Raw genomic sequence first — 24,958 nt, forward strand, 5'->3', positions numbered from 1 at the left:
CAACAAAAGAAGGGGAGCGTGTCGACCTGCTATACATATGGAGTTACAGGTCGACGGGTGTTCGGCGCCATTTGAAAGAAGTCAAACAGCGCGAAACGTATCTGCCCATAGGCTCAGGGTGCCGAGCCTGTGGGCAAATCAGGGCTGAAGCTAAATCTTATGCTTCAATTGGCTTGCGCCAATCATCAGCACCTGATGTACCTGAAGTATGGTGGTCCCAATCAATCTTGCGATACGCCATAGACACTGTAAGCAGCTGAGTAAAGTCTGCTTTATTACTGTCCTGGCAGTGCGGCATGTGACACTTAATATCGATGATGGTGGCGCCTTCGAGCTTAGTGCTGAAGAAATGCTCTTGCTTACCCTCAATCGAGGTGCGGTACCACTTGAGCTCCACTTCTGAGATTTTCTCACCTGACGCCAGCGCGTTGTACATCATCGGCACGGCTTTATTTAGCGCCACGGTAAACTCAAACGGCTTATGGATACGCTGGCCAGAAGGTTGACCTGATTGCGGGTCTGTAGGCACGGTCACTATGTGACTAAATTCTTGAACCAGCATTTCATCTTCATGACCTTCGACGAAAATGTCACCGACTGAATCGGCCGTGAAAGCGCCTGCAGTAATGTGTCCCTGGGTTTGTCCTTTGATGGAGATATAACATGGAGTTGGCATTAATTATTCCTTTTATTAACAGTTGATTAACGAGCGTTAATTGTAACCACCCGCCAATAAAGCAAGCACTGTGCCAATTGCATAACCCGATGAATTTAAAGAGCTCAGGAAAGTGAAGGATGTTGAGCTGGGCAATAAGTGGCCCAGAGCCGAGCAAGATCTTGCCCAGCGGGCAATAAATGGCCCAGCAATGCAGATGCGTATTTGGCTGAAATACGGTAAAAAACAGCAGATGTTTCAGAAATGTAAGAAACTAAACGAGAGGCTAACGCCGAAAAACGGGACTAAGTACGTGTATCAAGGCGGACTAGTGTAGACAGAAACGATACTGTTTTTCCACCGCGATAATTTGCGTATAACAAAGTCAGATAACAGTCGACTCTGCTTAGAAAAGATCACTGATAGCCTCACGACTTTATACGTCTATTTAACTCCATTCAATATTTGCGCAATCTTATACTCAGCCTTTTCGATCACGTCTTTATGCTTGGCACTCGCCTTATTCAAATCAACGCCTCCCTCATTGAAGGTCTGATAATGAACCAGACTTGAGGTGTACTGGTTCTTCACTACATAAGTCAGAATGGTCTCCATTAACTCACGCGTTGATAACCCTTCATCATTATCTGAGTGCGCTAAAAGACGCAATGCAAACAACGTTAACTCCCTCACAGCCTCCGCATCACTGCTCAGATTTTTACTATTTTTGTAGTTCACCACGTTTGAATACAACTCAGGGGAACAAGTCACCTGGATCACTTGATTTCTAGCCATCACAAGACACTCCCTTCACTCAAACGTCCAATACAGGTGTATTGCACCGCCGAAATGACAATGAGAATCGAGCAATACACATGTATTGCACTTGTTTTTGGAGTATTGCACAGGCAATACGCCAAAACAACAAACGAAGAATAAACAGTAACTTGCAAACACTCTCTACATGCAATACATATGCAATACACTTAACGCCAGCCCGCGCCACAAGCGGATCTAATACGATCGTATTGGACGGACAATACACGTGCAATACACTTTGACCAAAATTTAAAACGGATCTTCAAAAAAATTACCCACTAACCATAAAAAACTTTAAACCACTAAAAATCAGTAGGTTATAAACGCAAGCACACATTGTAAATGACTTGTCATTTCTGCGTGGGGTGTGGTCCTCATCTCGACGTAAAATTAACCATTCAATGACTGATGGCTCATAAATCAATTTAGGCGATTTTTTTGCTCAGTATGAACAGATAGCCTTCAGATTGGCGTTTGAAATCATGTTTTTGGGAAGGACTATGTAGACCGATTGAGGGTGGCCAGCGCGGCTTTTATTTTTCGAATATAAGTCAATCGTCGCGTAAGGGTCTTAGCACTAAACCCGGCATTGTAGGCGCCAACACTATTCCAGTTATAACCATGAGTCGAAAAATTTTGAGACAGTACCCAAGCACCAATATTAACGTTGTTGCACGCATCTGATAATAGGTTGTCTTTGTTAACACCGAACGGACTTAAGCGAAAAAACCAATGTGAATTTATTTGTATCAATCCATAATCAATGCTGGTTGTTTTACTTTGTGAGTTTCTATTAATATTAATGGCGTGTGATTGATAATCACTTTCGACTTTAGCAATGGCGCCTAATAGTTTGGAGTTAGCATGATAATAAAAATCCGCCTCACCAAAACAAAACGCGCTGCGTTTAATGAGGTAATAACCGTTAGTAATATCTATTTTTGCAACAATCCCAAATTGGTGGCTCGGTCATAAATTTCACCTGCACTACCATCCAGCTTACGATCATAGCGGCGAATAAAACGTGATCTGGAAAGACGAGTAATATCAAATATAGAGGTCTGCCCTAAACTGGCTAAGGTATCTAGAAAATGCGCATCCTCGATGAGCTGTTCTGCGGAGGGAGTAGGTCCGTTGGAAGCGTTCAGGGATGAACGTTTTAATAAAGAAGATGCTGGTATATTGGAGTCTTGCTCTTTGGTATCAGTAATACTCATGTTACACATCCCTTTATATTGAATGATGAAATACTAAATTCAAGGTTGCTAGGCCTAAGACTTTCGTCAATAGCTTGGCCGCAAGTAGCAAATTTTTATCAGTGTTGAATTGATTTAAATGTTAACTGTGACTTTATCGCTATGTGGTTCTACTGAGTTACTCTGGAACTTGAGACAGGCTTGCACTCTAGTGAGTCATGAGAACCTGCTTCGTATGAGGTACATTTTAATCAGAAAAATAGTGGAGGTAACTGACGGTTCAGGCAGTTGACAGTATACATGCGGTACGGGGATTCTTTTTGCTTAGTGTGAACAGATAGCCTGTAGATTGGCGTTTGAAATCACGTTTTTGGGAAGGAGTAGTTAGGCTGATTGAGGGTAGCTAGTGCGGCTTTGATTTTTCGAATATAAGTCAATCGTCGCGTGAGGGTCTTGGCACTAAACCCGGCATTGTAGGCGCCAACACTATTCCAGTTATAACCATGAGTCGAAAAATTTTGAGACTGCACCCAGGCACCAATATGAACGTTGTAGCACGCATCTGATAATAGGTTGTCTTTATTAACACCGAACGGACTTAAGCGAGAAAACCAATGTGAATTTATTTGCATCAATCCATAATCAGTGCTGATCGTTTTACCTTTTGAATTTCTATTAATATTAATGGCGTGTGATTGATAATCACTTTCGACTTTAGCAATGGCGCTTAATAATTTGGGGTTAACATGATAATAGATCCCTGCCTCATCAAAACAAAACGCATGCGCGTTTAATGAAGTGAGTGCGGTCAGTACTATCAGTTTTTTCATAGACGCAAAAATAAAGGCCACCAGGGCCTTTATCGTACCAGCTAAATTTGTCCATTTACATTATCGACGAATATTCACTTGCCAGTCACCTAGGCATTTTTTCCATAGACCTGCTGCTTCACAGCGGCTTTGTGTTATCGAGTTCTTACTCTTCTGCAGCGCCTCAATACGCTTCACTTTGTAGTGGCGCAGTAAATTTGGCCACCTGGTTAGAGTCTGTCTTGTCCTGGGTTAAATTAACACTTATAGATGATACTTAAGCAGGAGCGAGAAGGCACTTTGGTCAACTTCAAGACCCGGAATACCATTGGGTATGCCATACTTATTCTTCCAGTAATCATATTCGACACCGACATAAAATTGGCCACTCTTGCCATTGATCGCGGCACCTAAATCATACTTAAGTTGTGGATTAATGTGCAGCATAGGCTCATAAGAATCTTCAGACGGACTAAATACCCAGTCAATAAAGCCATCGAACACTATGCCTGTGTCACCAAAGTCGATTCTCCAGGCAGGGGTTAGCTGCCAACCATCACTGGCACCTAGTTCTCCCGCAGAATTACTCAATTCGGTGCGCTGATAGACGTTCACATTCAAGTAGCTAAAACCAGGCACATCCCAATCTGAACCTATACCATAGAGAATGGTACTTGCCGCAGCAGAACCTTGTTCATATTGCAGTGCAAGAGACAGATCGGTTAAGGGGCCAAAACCAATTTTGCTATCAAACATCTTACTCGCACTGAAGCGAGTACCATACTCACCATAGTTAGCGTAATTACTATCACTTGGCTCACCATTGAAGTAAATAAAGTCTTGGAATGCGAACCAATCACCGTATTTCCATCCACCAGCAGTTTCTAGCGTAATCGTGGTTTGCTCCGCAGGGTCAACTTCGAAATTATCACCGTAAAGACCTGTCACACTGAAATCAGACCAGTGAACTAAGCTTTCAGCGAATGCTGTTGGGCTTGCTAGTAATGCTACAAATATCCATTTATTGTTCATAATCCTCACCTGTAATTGACGAACTTATTATTTTTTTAAGTGTTTAAGCTTTTGTAGAGTAACTCTTTATATAATGACTCAGTTTTAAAACAGAGCAAGCCTAATACTAAATTGCACAACCGCCAACATAAAATCAACTAAGCTAATGGTAATAATACCAATCGGTATAAGAAAGTGGTCAACTCAGAGTTATTTTTGGCTGTATAATTCAAGGCGAATGAGTGAGGCCCTTTTGAACTTATTCAACACAGAAGTAGGCTGCCAAGAATACTCCTGAAAGGCGAGTTTTAGCACTTCCGATACGGCGTTAACGAGCTTAAACGTATAATAACCATCTCCTCACTCGTTGCTAGCAACACGGATGTTGTGAATGTCATTTATGCAGGAGCAATTAATGACCTTGTCTTTTCCGCCTGAAGCCGACTCGATTTAAGCACCAGGCACCGCGTCAACAAACTTACGCCAGTAATCATGATTGAGTTCGTTTTCGTTTTTTATGATTGCTGGCTAATTTATTCTGCTGTCGATGCAAGGCTTGACGGGGGCATAGCGACTTAGATTGTAATCTCTGGAAGATAAGTGGCCTAATAAGGCAAAAAATAAAGGGAGAGGTTTGACTGAAACGCGCTATCAAAATAATAAAAAGGGCTATCACTTTGATAGTGATAGCCCAAGCTGGATAAGCTTAACCCAGATAAATGATTTCACCTCAACGCTTCTAGTGAAACTCGCGGAACACTCCGGAAATAAATGACTTCTCACAGTAATGACACTTCAACTTAACCCCGATGCTCTCTTGCTTGATATTAAAGCGGCTGTCGACTGGCTCATTATGGCTGATACAGTTGCTGTTAGGGCAGGTCAACACTCCTGAGATGCGCTCAGGGATAGCAACTTTAAACTTGTCCACCACTTCAAATTTTTCGATCACATTGATAGTAGCTTTAGGCGCGAACAGGGCTAACTGGTTAGCTTGGTTTTGATCGAATACCGTATGCTCTATCTTAATCAAGTCTTTAAAATCACCGCTTCTGGTCGGCAAATTTAACCCTATAGTAAGACGCTGCTCTCCCTTGGATAATTCAAAGAACTTCAAGATCTTAATCCCTTGCCCGGGCGCAATATGGTCGATAACAGTTCCATTTTCAATGGCTTCAACTTGTAGCTGCTTCTTCATTACTTATCTCCATATTCGTTGGTCAGCACTAAGGCAAGTAGCGCTTGACGGGCATATACGCCATTTTCAGCCTGCTGAAAGTAATAGGCATAAGGTGTGTGGTCTACATCTGTGGTTATCTCATCGACCCTTGGCAATGGGTGTAATACCTTAAGATTATCTTTCACTCCCTCCAACATCTTAGCGCTCAAGATAAAACTGGATTTCAAATGCTGATATTCAGTTTCATCGAAACGTTCCTTTTGCACCCGAGTCATATACAAGATATCTAAATTATCGACCACTCCATCTAAGGTGTCGTGCAAAGTAAACTGACAACCTTTGTCATTAAGCTCATCGATAATGTAATCAGGCATCGACAAGGCAGAGGGAGCAATAAAGTGGAACTCGCAATCAAACAGAGATAACGCCTGAGTCAGAGAATGTACTGTGCGGCCATATTTAAGATCACCCACGAAGGCCACCTGCAGCTTATCTAAGGTGCCTTGGGTCTCATATATACTGAACAGATCGAGTAAAGTTTGAGTCGGGTGCTGATTCGATCCATCTCCTCCATTGATCACCGGAACCGATGAAAATTCACTGGCAAGACGAGCAGCTCCCTCTTGATTGTGGCGCATAAAAAACGCGTCGCAATAGGTTGAAATAACCTTTACTGAATCGGCTAACGTTTCACCTTTTTTGCCCAAGGAGGTATTACCACTATCAGGGAAACCAATAATGTTTCCCCCTAGCCTATGTACCGCAGTCTCGAAAGATAGCCGAGTTCGCGTTGAGGCTTCAAAGAAACAACTAGCGATGACCCGATTTTTCAACAGGTCAGGATTAGGGTTTTGCTTTAGTTTATTGGCAGTAGAAACAATAAGTTCTAATTCAGAACGAGAGAGGTCGGAGATAGAGATTATATTTTTATTATATAAGGGGTTACTCATTCTTGCAGTGTCCTTTTCCGATGATGAAATCGGACGGGAATTATACGCCTTTTCAGTGAATGAGTATATAGATATACACTCATTCACCTAAGGTATGACCCTATATTTTCCAGCTATCGACATAAAAAAGCCTGCGAGTATGCAGGCCAGTCTAATCAAAGTAAAAATAGGTGAAAAGCGCGTCGGGGGCTAGCTCATACTTACACACTTACACAGGGTTGTGCTATATCCCTCGCTAACCGCGCTGTAAGCCCAGAAACTAACACGGTTGCTACTCATAGACATGACATCAAAACTTACAAATCCAATCACTACCTATGATACGCCTTTCACTATTGAGTATAGTCAATATTTGGTCGATATTGTGTTTCATGGACCAAAAATATTAGTTATTACGTGATTAACAAAGTATCTCTACAAAGAAGCCACTTTCCCGAATTTCAATATCTGTAACAACGACTATGTCTCATATGAGTCCGACCATAAAATATCAAAGTAAAACTGGTATATAAAGCTTACTACAGCTGCATGTTAACTATAGGTATTTTGGGTTTATCAAGCTAAAACCTCAAGGTTGTTACATAAATTAACAATGACCATCAATAAGTTACATAAATTAATTGTGATTAATGTGATTGACCCGCTTGCGTTATCTAAATTAACTTGGTAGGGCGAAGACTTACTTCTGTAACTCAGATGCTAGATGGCCCTTTCGCCTAACTGCTGATCATCTCGATAATCATGTAGCCATCCGCACCCTTGCAGAAGTCTAGGTCCCCCCTACAGACCTAAGCCTAGACCTTAGCAGTTTAAGGAATCATAAAATGAGAAATTTAGAACTATTCAGTACCGCCTCAATCGATCATCTTCTCTGGTCATCAGATGAAGATATTACCAAATTGAGCTCACCAGCCTTGTCTATCTTCACAGACTTCGATCATTCACAGCCTATGGTCATCGACTCATCGACTCATGCACTCGAGGCTTTAGAAATCATGAGCAAAACCCATGGGTATATGCGTCTCGTTGTAGATAAAAACAATGGCTTCTTAGGCGTCATCACTAAACACCGACTTCTTCACAGAAAAATGGTCAAACTCGCGAACAAGTTTGGATCGAGTTTGGAAGAGCTCTTAGTTACCGACATGATGATCCCAAGAGATAAGTTATTGGCGCTAGATTATGAGCAGATCACCACCGCGAGTGTCAGCGATGTAGTCAGGGCTTTGCAACAAAATGGCTTACATCATATTTTGGTGGTTGATCATCAACAGCATCACATCAGAGGTTTAATTTCTGCCAATGATGTGGCACGAAAGCTTAGGGTACCCATTGATATTGAGCAGCCACCTTCATTTATGCATATTTTCAAAACTGCCATCTAATATCAATTTGTATCGGGCTAACTAGATCCTTTATACCAGGGTCTAGTTAGCCTTAACTTGTCTTTCACTGGCTCATGAATAGCCAGCTAAAACCAACAAACCAGCAAGAATACCAAGATTTTTGATGAAATTCTGCATCTCATGGGCTCCCTCGATACCTGTATAATTCCAGAAGTCATGTAAGCTGAAGTTGATAATAACCACGAGTGCAGCAAGCATTAGTGACACAGCTTGTGTGTATCGATTGGCCATTAATGCCAGGGCAGCGAGTATCTCGAACGCTCCAGCCGCTGCCAGTAATAAGGGGATCGATACCATATTATGCTCAGCCATCAGTGCCACATGCATGTCCCAGCTAACAAATTTCATGATCCCAGGTAACAAAAAGTAGAGGGCTAACAATACTCTACCGCTAGTGATTAATGCTAGATTCATAACTATTATTTTCCACTCCTAATAATATCGTGACTCTGTCGATGGCATTTGCTCTTGTTAACAACAAGAGCTTTTACTTTAGTAATACCAAAGAATATAAGCTAACCGCTTATTAGGAGTCGTTATATCAAGCGGCCATTGACCGTCAGAGCCACATCAATATTACCTCTGACTGCATTTGAGTAAGGGCATACCTGATGTGCAGCCTTGACTAATTGCTCAGCCTGCTCTTGGGGTAAGTCAAGTGTCACTGATAGTGCTGCAGTTAATCCAAAACCACCCTCCTCTCTTACACCAATCGCGATTGTCGCCGTAACAGGGGCTTGGGTTAATGCGAGCTTAGTTTCCCGTGCAACGTGCAAAATAGCATTAGAGAAACAGGCACTGTAACCAGCTGCAAAAAGTTGCTCGGGATTCGTCGACTCACCGCTGCCCCCCATCTCTTTGGGATAACTGAGTGATAGGCTTAACTTGCCATCATCTGTTTCTACATTGCCATTACGACCTGCACTCGCTGTTGCTTTTGTTTGATAAATTGCTTTCATGATCAGTCTCTCTTCCTCTATTAGCTCTCTAATATGAGTGCTGTGATTATAAGTAGTCATTAGTACTCGGATTTACATTTCAGTTCATGCACTCAAATTAGATTGCGCACAACTCAAGTTAGAGCAACTCTAACACCCATTTAAATGCCACGCAAGTATATTGCGCGCAATTCAATATTAGGTTTTACCTTACTAAAAATAAAAAGTAACGGGACGCTGTTTTATTAAGCGAGCTTATTCAGTAATAGTTAAGCAAACAGGCGTTAACATGCTCAGGTATTCGACTCATTTCTGGAGATAATTATGATCAAACCTATCTTAAGTTTAGGCTTACTAGGGTTAGGCTTATTGGTGTTATCCGATGGTATCTTTGCTGGTGAGATCGGCAGGGGTGACTGGACTCATCAAACAAACTCGGATGATGCAGCCGTAATAGCCACTTATGGCTATCAGAAAATGAAGGTAATTGATTCTGGTCAGGGTAAGGCTTCAGTCGTTTTTACTAATGTTAACGACCGTGAATATTGTGGTGGTCAAGACGCCCTGTTTAGCCCCATTGATGCCAATATCAATATAGAACTAGAAATGAACAGTCGGCTAACAACCATAGCAGTTCCCGCCTTAATTGGCTGCGATGATGGCGTGTCTTTCGCCCAAATAAAAAAAACAGAAAGCATGCAGTTAATTACTATGATGTACGATGCCGACAGAGTATTTTTTCATGAACAAAGCTACTCATTAGATGGGTTTGAAAGAGCGGTAAAGAAGGTCATAGATTAAATCGTTTTTATCTCAATCGCGGCTAATGCAGACAAGATAAACATTGGCTAATACAAAGCGTCACATTTATTTGATTGTTCTAAGTGACCGCCTTTGTTTATGCTTTTCCTCTAGTCATGTTCAAGCCTGTGTTACTCACATTTGAAGTGATCGCACACTTAACCTGGCAAATATAGTCCAGTGCCTTTTAAGGAGAACATTGGCAAATGAAAATCCCTTTCAGCTAGGAGTACAATTTGTCCTGTCCACTTTCTCGTTCCAATGTATTCGCTTCAGGTTTAACAGCGAGTCTACTACTGGGAATTCCAGTCGCTCATGCAGGCCAATGGCATATCCAACTCGACAATGACATCATCTTTGGCGATGATGGCAACTATACCAATGCCATCATTTTCGGCTGGGAAAGCCAAGTCCTTAGCGACCTGTCTAATGCTCCAGTACCCGCTCAATGGCTTGGAACGCTTACCTTTTCACAAACCGATGCTGAGCATGCATGGGGCTGGAAAGTCAGCCAGCAGATGTGGACACCAGGCTTGATTGAAGTCGCTGCACCACAAGTCGAGGATAGACCTTATGCTGGCTATTTGGCATTTGAAGGTCATACGGCGAGCTATTCACCCAGATTAGTCCAAAAGAACTGGCTCTCATTGGGGGTTGTTGGTCCGGCATCAGCAAATGAGCAAGTTCAATCCTTCGTGCATAAGGTCACTGGCTCATCCACTCCTCAAGGGTGGCAATATCAAGTCGAAAATCAAGTGACAATGCAGGCGGCCTACGAGGTCGATGCCCTTATCAGTAGAGGTTCAGCATTTGATAGCCGCTTTTTAGGCGATACCCAATGGGATGTCAGTGGTTTTAGCCACAGTCAACTTGGCAACTTCAGGAGCCAAGCTGATTTAGGTTTGACCTTGCGTTGGGGCACCGACCTGGCCAATTCATTCGGACGTTTGAGTCAACATGCAGGTCAGTACGGTAATTTTTCTGCCACGACCAAAAGCAGCAGTTTCATCGTCTATAGCCGAGCCTATCTAGGCTACCGCTTCAACGATCTCACCCTCGAGGGCTCTCTCCCCTATGATTCACAAGTCGAGCTCGAAAGTAGACAAGCAGGCATTAATACCGGCATTATCTGGGCCCAACCAGACTGGTCTATTGCATGGACATTTAATACCTATACCAAGGAATATCAGAGCGATACAGACAAGTGGCACGGCTATGGCTCGTTAGTGGTCAGTTGGAACTTATAAGAAAGAGCTAACTAAAATAAAAAATGATGATAAATAGCTTAATAGGAGAAAAGTTAGCCTTATAGGATTTCAATAAGGCTAACCTAACGACTGAGATAGGTGAGATAGGTGAGATAGGTGAGATAACTTAAGATAAATCGCTTTCAGTCGGCTCATTAAGTGTATTGAAGAAGTCATACAAGCTTTCGAGAATAGCGCCAAGCTCACTGCTTACTACTTGAGTCTGACCTTGAGTCTCTTGCAATTGCAAGGATGTCTGATCTGCCAAAGCCATCAATTTTTTCTCTTGATCTTCCTCTAACCCCAGACCAAACAACATGCCTTCTAATTCGGAAACCATGCCATGCATGATGCCTTGAGAACTTTTATCGTGTTCGAATAGACGGACACTGGTTCTTTTTATCTGTTCTTCCGCCACCGAGATGACTTGAGTAAAGATCTGCTGGCGTTGCTCGAGCATCACATTACGAGTCTTGATGTTAGCGAGTTGTGCATCGGCTATATCCATCAATACCGCTAGATGGTCTCTAAAGCGACCACAGCGCTTCTCGTCATCTAGGGGCATATCTTTGATCAGTAGCACTATATGTGGATCTCGAATGACAGTGCGGATCCCGACACTGAGAATTCGCTCATTATGAACCACAAACCGAGATAAGACTTTTGCCTCTATGCTCTCTTCATCACAGCCAATATAGGCGATTGAACCGGTATCGACCCGAGCCACTGAGTTCATGCCAAAACTAGAAAGAATATTGCTCATAGCACAGCCAACTTCTTCCGCATTCTTGATCGATTGCACATCTTTGATGAACTGAACCACTTGCCCGAGCTCACTACTGACTGTCATCGCCTCCATGGCAATACTCACGGCCTCGGTCGCACTCGCCTTAGCAGCACTCATTTTCTGACGCTGCTTCAGGCAATTAGCCACCTTAGCAAATAAGATTTCAGGCTCGACAGGCTTAATAATATAGTCATCGGCGCCAGCTTCATATCCGGCAAGACGCTCTTCATATGAGTCTAAACCCGATACAAAAATAATAGGTAAACTCTCGGATGGATACTCTTTCCTAAGCTGAACGCAAGCCTCAAACCCTGAAATTCCAGGCATGTCGACATCCAGTAAGATGAGATCGGGCATTGTCTTTGACACCTCGACGAGGCACATATCGCCGGAGTCCACTTCTGCCACACAGTAGTCATTTTCAAGCATAGCCCTAAGCATCAAGCGGCAATCAGCAGTATCATCAACAACTAGAATATTGATATTTTTTCTCATGATTAATCCCATGACATAAATGAATGAATCACACTATTTTTTTGTCTAAATGAGGCTCAACATATACATTTTCAGCAGCCACCACTCGATTGCGTCCCAGCTCTTTAGCCTGATAGACCGCCGCATCGGCACGGGACAACAATTCGACAAATGTTTGCTCCTGCTTCATTAACTCTGCAACGCCAAAACTCGCAGTAACTTCTATCCCCATTGGTGCTAAAGCTTCAATTTTTGCTCTTAATAACTCGGCTTTCTCGATAGCTGAGTTGAGGGAGCAATGTTCCAGTAGCACCACAAATTCCTCGCCACCGAATCGAGCCACCACATCTTCCCTTCGATTACCTTCTTTAAGTATTTCGGCTATTGCCTTAAGTACTTGATCGCCAGCATGGTGGCCGAATTGATCATTAATATGTTTGAAAAAATCGATATCTATCATCAGCAGCGACAGCTCGTTACCATGCCTATCAACATGGGCCAATTTATTCGCTGCAGATTCGATTAAGAAGTGGCGATTATACAGTTGAGTCAATTGATCGTGCATCGCCATATTACGAAGGGCATCACTTTGATATTTGAGCTTTATCTGAGTCGAAACCCTAGCAGTCACTATCGCGGGGCGAATAGGTTTAGCGATATAATCGACCGCCCCAAGCTGCAAGCCAAATTCCTCATCTTCATCTGAATTTCGACCAGTGACAAAAATAATCGGAATATTTTTGGTATTGGGGTTATCTTTAAGCTGGCGGCAAACTTCATAACCATCCATCTCAGGCATGATGACATCCAACAAAATCAGATCTGGAAAGGGTGGATTTTGTGCGAGTTCAAGGCAACGTTGACCATTCATGGCAATCTTCAATCGATACTGATGCTTTAAACAGCCGACTAACAACTGAATATTGGTTCGCGTATCATCGACCAGTAGAATCGTTGCCTTTTCAGCCATTGACTATCCCCTTAGATGAACTGGAATCACTATCGACAAGATAAATAGAGAGGTCACTCAAGCACACACAGGCTTGCTCATGTTCGAAATCCGCCAGCAGTTGCAATAAGAGATCAAACTTCTTCTGTAGCTCGACTCGTTCACTGACTTTTTTAAGGTGAGCAAAATCCTCTACATCTATATAGCTACCTTCAGCGAGTTTTTCAGAGATATCCGCTAAACTGTCTGAAATCATCTGGTCACTTGCATAGCTCAGTGGGATCTCTTCTCCCTGAGGTTCATCGTGCTGTTTCACCACTGAGATCAGCTCTTCATATCGACTCTTTAACTCGGGGAGCTCGGCTCGAATTCTATCTAGGTCATGATCTTTTGCCGCTTGTTCTACCCTTGCTGCACATTCTTGAAGTTGGCTACCGCTTAAATTTGCAACGACACCTTTTATTGTATGAGAGATTTGACGTAATTGATCTAAATCACCAGCTTCATTGGCCTCAAACAGGGACACGATACGCTTAGGCATATCCTCTATAAACAGATTCACTATGGCATTAAACAAAGACTCTTTACCCATGGAACGCTTTAATAGTGCCTCTTTATCCCAAATCGCCTTATCGACTTTAATGGACTCTTTAACTGGCTTATGTTCCTCAATATTTATAGCTGGCACTGGGTCCGTTTCAGTGTCAGCTATTGCGCAGATATCAGAATCAGATGCCTTACTAGACGCATCCGGATCAGAGCCCCCTAAATTGAGATTTGTTTCATCAGACTCAGATTGAGGGAGCCAGTGAATCAACCTGTCGAGTAACTTATCCGGATCTATGGGTTTGGGCAAATAATCATTCATCCCTGCATCTATGCACTTCTCTCTGTCTCCCATCATGGCATTCGCCGTCATAGCGACAATAGCGATGTCCTTATTCTCTTCTCCCGCGTTGCCACCGCGGATCTCACTCGTGGCCTGATAACCATCCATCTCTGGCATCAGACAATCCATCAAGACGAGGGAGAAAGGCATATCGACTGCATTCTTCAGCCTATTTACTGCTTGTAAACCATTCTCGGCGACGACCACATTTAAGTTAAAATCTTCTAAAATCCCCACAGCCACCAATTGATTGACATAGTTATCCTCAACTAGGAGGACACGCATATCATCGGGCCATCTAGGTATTTTGGACTCTTCAGCCTGATGTAGCGCCTGAAGATAATGATGAGTCACCAAAGGCCGAGCATTTTGGAGTGCCTCACCGCCTTCGGCGACGACGTTGAGTGCATCGAATAGATCTGAGGTAGTAGTGGGTTTAGGGAAGTAACCACTGAACCCTAGTTTCGCGAAGAAACTGGCATCTCCCATCTGAGACATAGAGGTCATCATCACCAACTTGATTTGAGAAAATCTGGGATCGGCTTTTAATTTCTGTCCAAGCTCAGCGCCATCCATCTCCGCCATCTGCATGTCTAAGAAGGCAACGTCTAATTTAGGACTATCAGACTCTGTATCTCTTTGAGCACATATATCCAGAGCCTCCTGGCCACTACAAGCTTCAATTACTGTCGCCCCCCATAGCTCAAGTTGTTCTCTAATCACTTCACGATTAGTGGCATTGTCATCGACCACCAGCAAGGTAAGCTGGTTGATATCGACCTTAGGGATCACTAAAGTCGATTTCTGACTCCTGCCCAGTAAAACCTTAAATTCGAAACAACTTCCTACGCCATAGACACTGCTAACAGAAACATCCCCCCCCATCAGAAGCGATATCTTCTGTACTATGGCGAGTCCTAGGCCCGTACCGCCATATTTTCGGGTGGTTGATGCATCTACCTGACTAAATGAATTAAATAAGCTATCAATTTTATCCGCGGGGATGCCTATCCCAGTATCTGACACAGAGCAAGTTAACCACCATTGTCCCTCATTTGCAGGCGTTAGCTCAGCCCTAACTACCACCTCACCTTGTTTCGTAAACTTAATCGCATTACCAGTTAGATTAGTGATCGCCTGACGCAGCCTACTAGGGTCTCCGGTAACCATAGATTGTTCGACCCCTTTAAGATCTAAAATCAGTTCCAGATTTTTATCCTGAGCCTGATGAGCAATACCTTCGGCAAAGTCGCCTAACAATCCTCTCAAGTTGAAATCAATCTGTTCCAACTCCAATTTACCAGCATCGATTTTTGAATAATCTAATATATCGTTAATAAGAGAAAGCAAAGATTGCGCACTGGACTGAGCGATATTGACCCGGCGGTTTTGATAATCAGTTAACTTAGAGTTAGATAACAGACCCAACATGCCTATGACACCATTCATGGGGGTGCGGATTTCGTGGCTCATGCTAGCTAAAAATTCACTCTTCGCCTTGGTGGCGAGTTCGGCCTCCTCTTTCGCTAATAACAGGGCATTTTGGCTTTCCGTTCGCTCGGTGATATCCCTAAAACTCCAGACACGACCAAAATACTCACCGTCGATTTCCATGGGGGAGGAGGCACGCTCGAAGACACGCCCATCAATAAACGAGATGGTATCAAATGCCTCTAAATCCCGATCCTCATAAATTTCTTCGATTCGTTTAAGGAAGATTTCAGGCTCTTTTAACTGCACCCTAATTTGCTTTAGTATGACTCTGTCATTAACCCCTTTATCGAGTAACTCTTTGGCCACTCCCCAGAGGTGTGAAAACTGGCTATTAGTTCTTAAAATCTCCCCATCACTACTGGTCACCAAGATACCATTATCTGTCGACTCTAGTGTGGCATTCATCAGAGCCAACGCTTCTTTGACCTCCAACTCATTACGCTTTCTTTTTGTGATATCGGCTCGAATAGCGATATAGCTCTTAGGCTGATTTCTGGCATCTTTTAGGGCCATGATGGTGGTATCGACCCAATAGATCTCACCACGCTTATTGCGATTACAGATCTCACCATGCCACACCTTGCCTTTAGACACAGTCCGATACATTCCAGAAAAAAATTCCATAGGATGGAAGCCCGAGTTAAGGATGCGATGATTCTGACCCACTAATTCGTTGACTTTATAACCACTGATCTCGGCAAATTTTTCATTGGCATAAGTGATGGTTCCTTTCAAATCAGTCACTGCAACGATGGCATGCTGATCTAAGGCGAATTTCTGCTCCTCCAAAGAGTCCAGCGCCTCCATAACCTGACTATTAGCCTTTATCAGTGCCTCTTCATGACGCGCTTTAGCATCAAGCATATGGTTAAAAGCATTGGCTAACAGGCCAATTTCATTCTCTCCTTTGACATCGACCCGAGTCAGGTCTTCCCCTGCGGCAACTTTACGACTGGCATCAGCCAACTTAATAACAGGTCGGGTGATCTTTCGAGCAATAAAGACCGAGGCAAGAAACACCCCCATCGCGGTGAGCAACACTAATAAGAGGGTGACTTTTCTCAACCAGTTACTAGCTTGTAACGTCTCCTCACTATCTATCTCACTGATCAATAGCCACTCTATGTTGGCAAGCTGAACCGTATGGTAAAGCCCAATGACCTCTTTGCCAGAAGGGCCAATATATTCATAGGCAATACTCTTTTTACCATTAGCGCCATCATTAGCGCCATCATTAGCCCCTCTCCCCTGCCAGGCTATAAAGGGACGAGTATTAATTTTTCTCTGTAATACTTGCTCCCAATTTTCTTTTATTGGCGTTCTGAGAATCCCATCTTGGCCAATGATGTAATGAGTTAGAGAACTAGAATCTGATATTGTCGAGTGCAGCATATTCAATATTTTGTCGAACTTTAATTCGATAACATAGGCTCCGATAGGACCACCAAATTCATCGAGAACGGGAGCTGAAATAAAACCTGTTATTTGACCTTGGCTCAATGGGCTCCTTTCCAGACCAGAAAAGTGAGCCAGACCTGAGTCCATGGTCACTTTTAAACTCTGAGTAAACTGGGAGTCCACTAAATTGGCCGAGAAGACATTTTTTCCTTTAGCATCACTACTGACTACGGAATAAAGAATGTCACCATCAAGATCAATCAAGAATATATCGCTGATATAATCATACTGACGACTTAATACGATAAGGTCATTTTGCAGTCCATCGACTCGCTTGGTCCAATCGTAACTAGTGACATATTCATTCGCAGGTTTACCGCTGGATCCTTTCCCTTCAGAAAGAGAATTCAAGATTAATCCCGCATTGATAGATTCGGCTTCGACGTTAAGATCCACCATACGATAATTAAACCAGCTCTCGATGGACTGGACACTCAGCAACGAAGACTGAGTAAGCTCTTCCTCGGCGGCATCGACTAAGCTTTGCTTGGCCTGTTGATAACTGAACCAGGCAACAATAGTCAGAGGTAGCAAGGATAAAATCAAGAACCACATTGTCAGGTTAAAGCTCAACGAGCTTAACTTGTTTACATCTTTCATCGGCGCTTGTGTGAATTCATGTTCCATTGGATCTCTCACTCTAGCGATTCAATTGCACCTGGCTCATTCCGGCTAAGTCATTGCGGCTAAAATCTTCATCTGCAAAGTCTTCTATATCGATAGCATTTTTTATGATGCCTCCCTCAACCGCCAGATCCATGATTAATTTCAGACCGGGTTTATCCACATTCAGATTTTGATAATTAATCACTCTCAAATCGGGATCAAGACTCGCAATAATGGCATCTCGGGTATGGGCAGGTATATGCTTACGCACTAATTTAACAATCTCTTCCAGCGCTTCTCCCCCTTGAGCACGAGCAATCTCGATATCCTCTCCGGCCTTATGAATATAATCCATCACTTCATGAACAGCCCGACGCTTATCTTTAATCGCACTATCGGTCGCCAAGGCGATGCATTCCACATGACCATGCTCCCACGGCATCACATCTTTTGAATACCAGGCCACATGGCCAAAACCTCCAGTTTCAACCACATCGGCCCAAGGTAAAGACTGCTCAAAAGCGGCAGCTTGGGCTCTATTGCTCTTGCTCTTAATAAAACTGGGTGATTTAGGCGGCGCGACGGCAATCGCCAGCACATCAGTGTCTGAATTTGGCGTTAAACTCATGGTGAGTCCATGCTCTTTTAAATAGCGATATAGCACAACGGTATGGGTCGCCAAAAGATGAGGCATGCCGATTTCGGTTGCACGGCCCGTGGACTCGAATACTTGCTTCAATGCCTTGGCGACCTTGTCATCGGGTTTTCTTTCATGCCTCACTGCTGAAAGCTTGACCTGTTCATTTAGCAGGTCATTTATTGCCAATGCATTTCCATCTCGATGCATCAAGCCTATCCATCTAAAATGCGGTTTTTCGCTGAACATGTCCATCGCCAAAGGGCTCATCACATAAGCCATATCAACCTCTCCGGATTGAAAATACGCACGCAATAGATCCCAGTTTTTCATCTGTTCTATCTGATAATCGGCGTATTTCATCTGTTCACGATAGCGTTCATAAGCCACAATCGATGCGTAATGATCAGCGAGAGGAATGTACAATGCCTTTATCACTTTTTTATCGGCACCATGGGCGCTAGCTGAGACAGCTAAGACAAAAAATAGTGTAATAACAAATGCTAAATAGGTAATAAATCGATGCGGCGAACGAACACTAGCTGACATGCGTCTCTCCTTGACCCGTGATGATAAGCAACTGCATAGCAGTACTCACTGAGCTTAGTAGAGCATCGTCAGCTTTTCACTAAGAGAGAAGAAATAAACACACAATGAAGCTTACGCTAAGTCCTTACATTAAGTAAGGTAATGCTTGTTTGTGAACTTGCTTATGAACTCACTTATGGATGAGTTATCTGTGAGTTCGAGTTGGGTTAAATATATGGAGAGCATGCGGTGTAAACATCGAGTTAACTAACAACCGCTATCGATAGCAACGGCTTGGGTTTCTTTTCCTTGAATAAGCGCCTTACTGTAAACCAGTGTATTACCGCTTGATACAGCGCCTTTTAACCCCTGCAAAACAGAAAGATGAGCATTGTGTTTAGTGCTATTTGATACTTCATTTATCAATGAAGTTAATAAACAGCTGACATCCTACAATGCGTATCATTAACAGGTACAAAAAAGACCACCGATTAAGGTGACCTTCTATAAATCAATTAACTAACAACCTTAGAAACGGTAGCCGACAGTGAACATCACTGCACCAAAGTCTCTGTTTGACACAGCCTTCTTAGCTCGTGTAATAGCTTCTGACTTACTCTCATTATCATTATAGCCATGAGCAGATATATTCATGTCACGCTTACCATCCTGGAAAGTGTAATGAAGGTTAAAGTTAAGACCGCTGTTCATATAATAACCAACACCTACCATAGGGCTGTATTCATAATTACTAGTCCCAGTAATACCAAGACCCGCTTTGTGGCCAGCATTACCACCTTGGTTAATTTCACTCAAGTTAACGCCCATACTACGACTGTACTTAGATAGCTCAACGCCCGCTTTAACAGCTAAGTGACCGGCACCTAAATCGAACTGATAGCCAACGTATAAAGAGTGAGCCTTAAACTTGTCATTGTCGTAGGTATTTATATTCAGAGCAGAATCATGGATCTCTGTATCGAAGAAAGCATAATTTGAACTGGTTTCATTCTTATCACCTGTATAGGTATAACCAAAAATGAAGTCGCTATAACCAGCTTCTAGCCCTAATGCTAAGTTTGTACCCGATGCTTTGCTATGCGATGCCCCTACCAAAGGGTTGATAGTGAACTCGCTGGCATTAGCCGTTGCTGAAAGGGCTATCATAGATGTTAAAGCGCATGCTACTACTAGTTTTTTCATGGTTAAATCTCTCATATTTCTCTCTGACTGAGGTGTTGTTTTTCAAAAACCAATACCGCTTCCATTCCACTTGCTCTCTCACATGTAACCTCCATTACATATTCTATGAGTGAACCCCGTATCGATTAAGTTGCAGGCATAATATCGACAACCAAAAAACCAGACTTCATTAAGAAAATTGATAACCCATAGAGAACATAGATAGTGTTGAAAAGTTCGAGGAACAAAAACCGCATTAAAACGATTAATGGCTATGACAGTGAGGAGCCATCCTTGGCGTCAGAGAGTCCATAAACTTTGCTTCTCTATGCTGTTGCATTATCTACTGATTACTTTTCTTGGCTCACTTCACTTAATAAAATGGCTAAATAGGTTCACTAGCATCAATAGCTATTAGTACATATTATCCATAGTGAGGCCTGTCATTTAATCCGCACGATATCCATTTCCGCACAGCAAAGTCCCGCCACTTGAAATACATTCACTTTACTCGTTATCTTATGAGGAAGATGAGATTGCAGATATTGGTTAGTCACTTGACTAGCCAACTCTTCAGTTAACCTCATTTGATTATCATCATTAATGCACGCTAGCAGCCGTTTCTTCCCTGCAAGGGGCTGCATAAAGGAAAAAGTCGCTCCTCGATACTCAACATGAGTGGCATAGGAGAAATCTAATTTGTAGTGTCGCTGAGCCTGGATTGCTAATGCATTAGTTCCTGCACTACATGCACTTAGCAAGCTGAGTATCGAGACGAAACCAACAAGTTTCATCTTTAAATTTGTCATATTCTTCAACCTTAACTATCGAAATTTTTAGTGAAACTCTTAATGAAACTCTGCATCACCTCCTATCACTAATAAACGTATCGACACCTAGTAATGACTAGTGAACATTATTGAAGGTAATATATAAGCATTGAGAAATGACAAGAGATCACTATGACAACGACACTTTCGGAAAAAGCTAAAGCGGAGCTAGGCAGCTTAATGGTTAACACGACTGAATTAGTCGATCTTTTGTCACTACTGCCAAAAGAGCACTTGAATGAATACCCTCTATTACAAAAAGAGATTTTCAGTAAGCATCCTAAAGTCAAAGGTTACAACAAGGCATTAAAAGAAAAACGCTTTACTAAAGAAGAGTATCGAGACCGAATTTTTGCCCGGCTGGATATCTTTGCTTATGAAATGGCAGTAGCCATGAACACCGACTACCTTATCGACCGAGTCATGTTAATCGTCGGCTCTGAGATAGACAGAATCGATGATCTTGAGATTAATGAGATAGGTGCAGATGTCTTACAAAGGATCTTACTAGAACTCAGTACCCAGGTGAGAAAACAGGTCCAGCCGAAAGCCGACCATCCTTTCTTAGCCGAACGTGGCAGAATCGATCATACATTCTGGCGTCACGCAGACAAGGCATTCGATGCTTTTGAAGAAGGATACACGACTCAGGCGGCTCTGGATGCTTGGTGCCAACTCAATCTCCACACTCGCTGCCCTCAAAGCTTTATCCGCTGGCTTAAAACCCATGAGGATCCAAGAGAGATCAACGAGTGGAATGAGTATGTCGGCCAATCCTCTAAGTAATCCCTTTATGTATATCATGGATAGTCGTATTTTTCGATTATCCTCCATACAACATTCTGAAGGCCACTTTTTAAATTATGCAATGTGACTCGCGCATTGCGAATCACAGTTACAAATAAAAAATAATATATTTAAAATCAAAATGTTACTCTGTGGCACGACTCATGCAGTTCATAGTAAAACACGTTTCATATAGGGACAAACTATGAAATACATAACTCCTCTCTTTCTCCTTGCTGTTTCATCTCTCATTGCTTTCGATAGCATTTCAGCTGAGTTTGAGACATGTCCGACTCAGGCTTTCATCATACAAACGCCTTCATCTGTTCCCGTTGCATACGGAGTCGAATTGGCAACAGGGAGCTATGTGGTACTGTCAAACGACATGAATCGCCTTGCCTCCTATAACGGCGTTGGATTTAATTATCACGATAACTATATCTATGGCTGGGACTATGAAGCTAGTACCTTAGGTAAAACTGGTGATGACTATGTGATTAATGCTCTGACCATGACTAAAGATGCCGCTTCCACTGCTGCAGGCAACTTCTTTGTTGGTGATATAGCCATTCATGAGAATGTCTGGTACGGATATAGAAAAAACAAGGGACTATTCAAAGTCCCCTTAGATGATCCAAATAACTACGCAATGACGCTAGTTTCCGGAAGTACAGCTAACGCGACCTATAACATCACCGACTTTGCCTTTCATCCAAGCGATGGATATATCTACGCCGTCACTAATGGCTATAATGCCAGTCTGCTACGCATCGACCCATTTGACGCCTCCGCCACAAACTTGGGGGTGGTGGTCGTCTCAACGGGTTCAAAATTCACCTTTGGCGCACAATTCTTCGACCCCGACGGTGTGCTTTACCTGAGCAATAATAGCAACGGTAAGATCTATCGCCTCAATGTTAATGAGTCAAATCCCATTGCCGATATATTTGCCTACGGCCCTTCATCATCGAGTAATGATGGTGCCCGGTGCGCCTTGGCTGAAGTGCCTGTTGGCGAAAATGTTGATTTTGGTGATGCGCCAGATTCCTATGGCACTTATATGACTTCTAATGGCGCCAGACACTCCATCATAGATGACTTCTATTTAGGTGCCAGTGTCGACGGTGAAGCTAGTGGTTACCCTACTCCTTTGTCAGATGATGATAGTGACGGTATGGATGATGAAGATGGCATTAGCTTCCCTACTGGTTTTGAAGTAGGTGAATCCGCCGTAATTCTTGCCACCGCAACGGGCAGTGGCGGTTTCCTCAATGCTTGGTTTGACTGGAATCGAGATGGTATTTTTGACAGTGACGAGCAGGCTATCACAGGGCATGCCCTTTCCCCCGGCAGTAACAATGTCAATTTAGATGTACCTACATGGGGAAAAACAGGTCAAACATGGGCTAGATTTCGCTTCAGTAGCCTGGCCGACATTGGCCCTACTGGGGGAGCCGGAGATGGGGAGGTCGAAGACTATCAAATCAGCACAACTGAAACTGGTGTGACCATTAACTACTACCCATCATCTTCAACTTTCACCTCAATAGTTTTTGAAGATCTCTACCCAACCCGAGAAGATTACGACATGAATGATGTGATTTTCCATTTAAGGCTCATTGAATATGTCAAATATGATCAAGTCAGACGAGTAGAGTTTGTAGCTAAACTCGCAGCAGCAGGCGCTTTTTATCACAACGGATTTGCCATTCAATTACCGGGCATCGCGATGAGTAACATCAAGGAAAATACCATTGAATGGAGTATTGACGGTGTTGCACAGAGTGCTTCTCCGCTGGAAAGCGGTCAAACTTATGGCGTACTTATACTTGCCCAAGACCTTTGGGATTATATTACTCTCACTACTGGGTGCGAGTTTCTTCGTTCAGAATCGGGCTGCGGAACTAGCTATCGCACCACTTGGAATATGACTATCCCCTTTGTGAATGCGGTGCCAGAATCCCAGATGCCAGACTTTCCCTATGACCCTTTTATCTTTGCTACCCCAGAAAGTGATCATGGACAAGCAGCAAAGGAACCCACTGGTGAGCATCCCGGACGAAAACTTGAGATTCATCTGAAAAATAAAGCACCTACAGATAAATTCGATACGGCCTATTTTGGCTTCAGAGAAGACAGATCCGATCCAAATCAAGGGCTCTATTTTCTTAATGAAAATGGTATGGGTTGGGCACTAGAGGTACCTACCAGCTGGAAACACCCACTAGAAAGGCTACGTTTAGATGCGTGCTATCCAGAGTTTATCGATTTCGCAGCAGATAACAGCGGCAATACTAATCCCTCTTGGTATCTTACCCCTATTTCGGCACTCGTTTTCCAGGACTAACGTTAACTTGCCCTGAACAATACCCTTGAATATGGGAAAGGAGATGAATATGAAAAACTTAAAAAAAATGACGAATATAAAACGCTATTTATTGCTGTTAACTTTCAGCATCCTGCCTGCTTGTGGAGGTGGAGGAGATGAAGGTTCAACAACAGAAACCAGCACCCCGCCTCCAGTAACTCCACCACCAGCGACATCTACTCCGGAGCCAACCTCATTAGATGATCTCGTTATTGACCCTCACAATGTCATGCAGAGCGTTTTCCAACTTGTCATCGATATCAGTATCGACTCAAGCAAACGAGCCTATTTCTCATTGTGCGATGAATTTAATGGCAGTAATAACACTTACTCGGTGAACTTTGATTCCTGCCAATTCAGGGGGCCACTGGATGAAGGAAAACTCTCTACCGAGATCAAAGTAGCGAATCATCAGGATAAATTGATTGCCGTTCTCTGGTTTTATGATGACAAGGAGCCACAATTTCAAGTTTGGCAATATGACACTGGGCTTGAGCAGCAGCTGTTGAAGATCAATTAATCGACTCGATTGGGCGAAACATATTCATTGAATATCGAGTTGGCAGAGGAACTGATTCGAAAGTAAAGTACTAATACCTGTGGATATACGGTCACTCCACTAGCATCAATAATGAGGTTTTATGAGCCTCGATAGTGAATCATGCCCTCAAGTTTATAAATGAGGCTCCCCATGAAAAAATATTTGTTCACCATTCTGTTTGTTAGTTTTTGTTCAAATGCTCTGTTAGATACACAGGTTGAAGCATTGACTCAAAACGATTGTATTACTCTGTCGAAAAAAGACTTTAACTACAACGCGGCATTCTACGGCATGGACGGAGCCAGACTGATGCAGCAAACTACACTCAAGCGATGCCAAGCCGAGCAAGCTGCTGAGACATACCTCAATATTGACTAGCGCTTTTGATTCAAGCTAAAACCTGACTGAGATGAAGCC

24 protein-coding genes are annotated in these 24,958 nt (G+C 43.0%); 8 read left to right on the plus strand and 16 right to left on the minus strand.

Features of this window, described 5'->3' with window-relative positions; all coding sequences use genetic code 11:
- Nucleotides 1-157: 157 nt before the first annotated feature.
- Nucleotides 158-676, minus strand: coding sequence for an Hcp family type VI secretion system effector (locus tag sps_RS19095; protein WP_077753953.1), 519 nt, complete (start codon nt 674-676; stop codon nt 158-160).
- Between the two features lie 112 nt (nt 677-788).
- On the opposite strand from sps_RS19095, the gene sps_RS19100 reads away from it, so the two are divergent.
- The gene (locus sps_RS19100; protein ID WP_077753954.1) at nt 789-992 is read left to right on the plus strand and encodes a hypothetical protein; all 204 of its coding nucleotides are present in this window, start codon (nt 789-791) and stop codon (nt 990-992) included.
- 107 nt (nt 993-1,099) lie between these two features.
- On the opposite strand, the gene sps_RS19105 is transcribed toward sps_RS19100, so the two are convergent.
- The 7 genes from sps_RS19105 to pyrB all read right to left on the minus strand — a co-directional run bounded on the left by sps_RS19105 (nt 1,100) and on the right by pyrB (nt 6,620).
- Nucleotides 1,100-1,450: a hypothetical protein gene (locus sps_RS19105; protein ID WP_077753955.1), complete on the minus strand. Its 351-nt coding sequence runs from the start codon at nt 1,448-1,450 to the stop codon at nt 1,100-1,102.
- A 522-nt stretch (nt 1,451-1,972) separates the two neighbouring features.
- Complete coding sequence (locus sps_RS29250) at nt 1,973-2,425, minus strand: lytic transglycosylase domain-containing protein (protein WP_218919667.1); 453 nt, start codon at nt 2,423-2,425, stop codon at nt 1,973-1,975.
- A complete protein-coding gene (locus sps_RS19115) occupies nt 2,410-2,691 on the minus strand; it encodes a Tc toxin subunit A (protein WP_169915826.1) in 282 nt (93 codons plus the stop codon). The genes sps_RS29250 and sps_RS19115 overlap by 16 nt, the downstream gene beginning before the upstream one ends.
- Nucleotides 2,692-3,032: 341 nt before the next feature.
- Nucleotides 3,033-3,521, minus strand: coding sequence for a lytic transglycosylase domain-containing protein (locus sps_RS19120; protein WP_218919600.1), 489 nt, complete (start codon nt 3,519-3,521; stop codon nt 3,033-3,035).
- Between the two features lie 222 nt (nt 3,522-3,743).
- Nucleotides 3,744-4,511 (minus strand): outer membrane protein OmpK, encoded by a 768-nt coding sequence (locus tag sps_RS19125; protein WP_077753959.1) that lies wholly within the window; start codon nt 4,509-4,511, stop codon nt 3,744-3,746.
- Between the two features lie 718 nt (nt 4,512-5,229).
- Entirely contained in the window at nt 5,230-5,688 is a 459-nt protein-coding gene (pyrI, locus tag sps_RS19130) for an aspartate carbamoyltransferase regulatory subunit (protein ID WP_077753960.1), read from the minus strand.
- Nucleotides 5,688-6,620, minus strand: coding sequence for an aspartate carbamoyltransferase (gene pyrB / locus sps_RS19135; RefSeq protein WP_077753961.1), 933 nt, complete (start codon nt 6,618-6,620; stop codon nt 5,688-5,690). The genes pyrI and pyrB overlap by 1 nt, the downstream gene beginning before the upstream one ends.
- Before the next feature lie 824 nt (nt 6,621-7,444).
- Between pyrB and sps_RS19140 the strand changes: the two genes are divergently transcribed.
- Nucleotides 7,445-8,005, plus strand: a complete 561-nt coding sequence (locus sps_RS19140) for a CBS domain-containing protein (protein WP_077753962.1) — start codon at nt 7,445-7,447, stop codon at nt 8,003-8,005.
- A gap of 72 nt (nt 8,006-8,077) precedes the next feature.
- Here the strand turns inward: sps_RS19140 and sps_RS19145 are convergent, their stop codons facing one another.
- Both sps_RS19145 and ohr read right to left on the minus strand, forming a co-directional pair.
- Complete coding sequence (locus tag sps_RS19145) at nt 8,078-8,440, minus strand: DoxX family protein (protein WP_077753963.1); 363 nt, start codon at nt 8,438-8,440, stop codon at nt 8,078-8,080.
- A 122-nt stretch (nt 8,441-8,562) separates the two neighbouring features.
- Nucleotides 8,563-8,985 carry an organic hydroperoxide reductase Ohr gene (gene ohr / locus sps_RS19150; RefSeq protein ID WP_077755769.1) on the minus strand — a complete coding sequence of 141 codons (423 nt, stop codon included), beginning with the start codon at nt 8,983-8,985 and terminating at the stop codon, nt 8,563-8,565.
- 303 nt (nt 8,986-9,288) lie between these two features.
- Between ohr and sps_RS19155 the strand changes: the two genes are divergently transcribed.
- Both sps_RS19155 and sps_RS19160 read left to right on the plus strand, forming a co-directional pair.
- Entirely contained in the window at nt 9,289-9,765 is a 477-nt protein-coding gene (locus sps_RS19155; protein ID WP_077753964.1) for a hypothetical protein, read from the plus strand.
- 236 nt (nt 9,766-10,001) lie between these two features.
- Nucleotides 10,002-11,012 carry a lipid A deacylase LpxR family protein gene (locus sps_RS19160; RefSeq protein ID WP_077753965.1) on the plus strand — a complete coding sequence of 337 codons (1,011 nt, stop codon included), beginning with the start codon at nt 10,002-10,004 and terminating at the stop codon, nt 11,010-11,012.
- 127 nt (nt 11,013-11,139) lie between these two features.
- On the opposite strand, the gene sps_RS19165 is transcribed toward sps_RS19160, so the two are convergent.
- The 6 genes from sps_RS19165 to sps_RS19190 all read right to left on the minus strand — a co-directional run bounded on the left by sps_RS19165 (nt 11,140) and on the right by sps_RS19190 (nt 20,825).
- Nucleotides 11,140-12,294, minus strand: a complete 1,155-nt coding sequence (locus sps_RS19165) for a response regulator (RefSeq protein ID WP_237157883.1) — start codon at nt 12,292-12,294, stop codon at nt 11,140-11,142.
- 28 nt (nt 12,295-12,322) lie between these two features.
- The gene (locus sps_RS19170; RefSeq protein ID WP_077753967.1) at nt 12,323-13,243 is read right to left on the minus strand and encodes a diguanylate cyclase; all 921 of its coding nucleotides are present in this window, start codon (nt 13,241-13,243) and stop codon (nt 12,323-12,325) included.
- Nucleotides 13,236-17,690 (minus strand): response regulator, encoded by a 4,455-nt coding sequence (locus tag sps_RS19175; RefSeq protein WP_237157884.1) that lies wholly within the window; start codon nt 17,688-17,690, stop codon nt 13,236-13,238. The genes sps_RS19170 and sps_RS19175 overlap by 8 nt, the downstream gene beginning before the upstream one ends.
- Nucleotides 17,691-17,703: 13 nt before the next feature.
- Entirely contained in the window at nt 17,704-18,855 is a 1,152-nt protein-coding gene (locus sps_RS19180) for an ABC transporter substrate-binding protein (RefSeq protein WP_077753969.1), read from the minus strand.
- 507 nt (nt 18,856-19,362) lie between these two features.
- Nucleotides 19,363-20,037: an outer membrane beta-barrel protein gene (locus sps_RS19185; RefSeq protein WP_077755770.1), complete on the minus strand. Its 675-nt coding sequence runs from the start codon at nt 20,035-20,037 to the stop codon at nt 19,363-19,365.
- A gap of 422 nt (nt 20,038-20,459) precedes the next feature.
- Nucleotides 20,460-20,825, minus strand: coding sequence for a hypothetical protein (locus sps_RS19190; protein ID WP_077753970.1), 366 nt, complete (start codon nt 20,823-20,825; stop codon nt 20,460-20,462).
- Nucleotides 20,826-20,978: 153 nt separating this feature from the next.
- On the opposite strand from sps_RS19190, the gene sps_RS19195 reads away from it, so the two are divergent.
- From sps_RS19195 to sps_RS19210, 4 genes are all read left to right on the plus strand, one after another.
- Nucleotides 20,979-21,632: a hypothetical protein gene (locus sps_RS19195; RefSeq protein WP_077753971.1), complete on the plus strand. Its 654-nt coding sequence runs from the start codon at nt 20,979-20,981 to the stop codon at nt 21,630-21,632.
- A 205-nt stretch (nt 21,633-21,837) separates the two neighbouring features.
- Nucleotides 21,838-23,979, plus strand: coding sequence for an LruC domain-containing protein (locus tag sps_RS19200; protein WP_077753972.1), 2,142 nt, complete (start codon nt 21,838-21,840; stop codon nt 23,977-23,979).
- Nucleotides 23,980-24,028: 49 nt separating this feature from the next.
- Nucleotides 24,029-24,520 carry a hypothetical protein gene (locus tag sps_RS19205; protein ID WP_077753973.1) on the plus strand — a complete coding sequence of 164 codons (492 nt, stop codon included), beginning with the start codon at nt 24,029-24,031 and terminating at the stop codon, nt 24,518-24,520.
- A 171-nt stretch (nt 24,521-24,691) separates the two neighbouring features.
- On the plus strand, nt 24,692-24,919 hold the full coding sequence (locus sps_RS19210) for a hypothetical protein (RefSeq protein WP_077753974.1): 228 nt from the start codon (nt 24,692-24,694) through the stop codon (nt 24,917-24,919).
- The last annotated feature ends 39 nt before the right edge of the window (nt 24,920-24,958 follow it).

Source organism: Shewanella psychrophila, from assembly GCF_002005305.1.
In the GTDB taxonomy this organism is placed as follows: Bacteria; Pseudomonadota; Gammaproteobacteria; order Enterobacterales; family Shewanellaceae; genus Shewanella; species Shewanella psychrophila.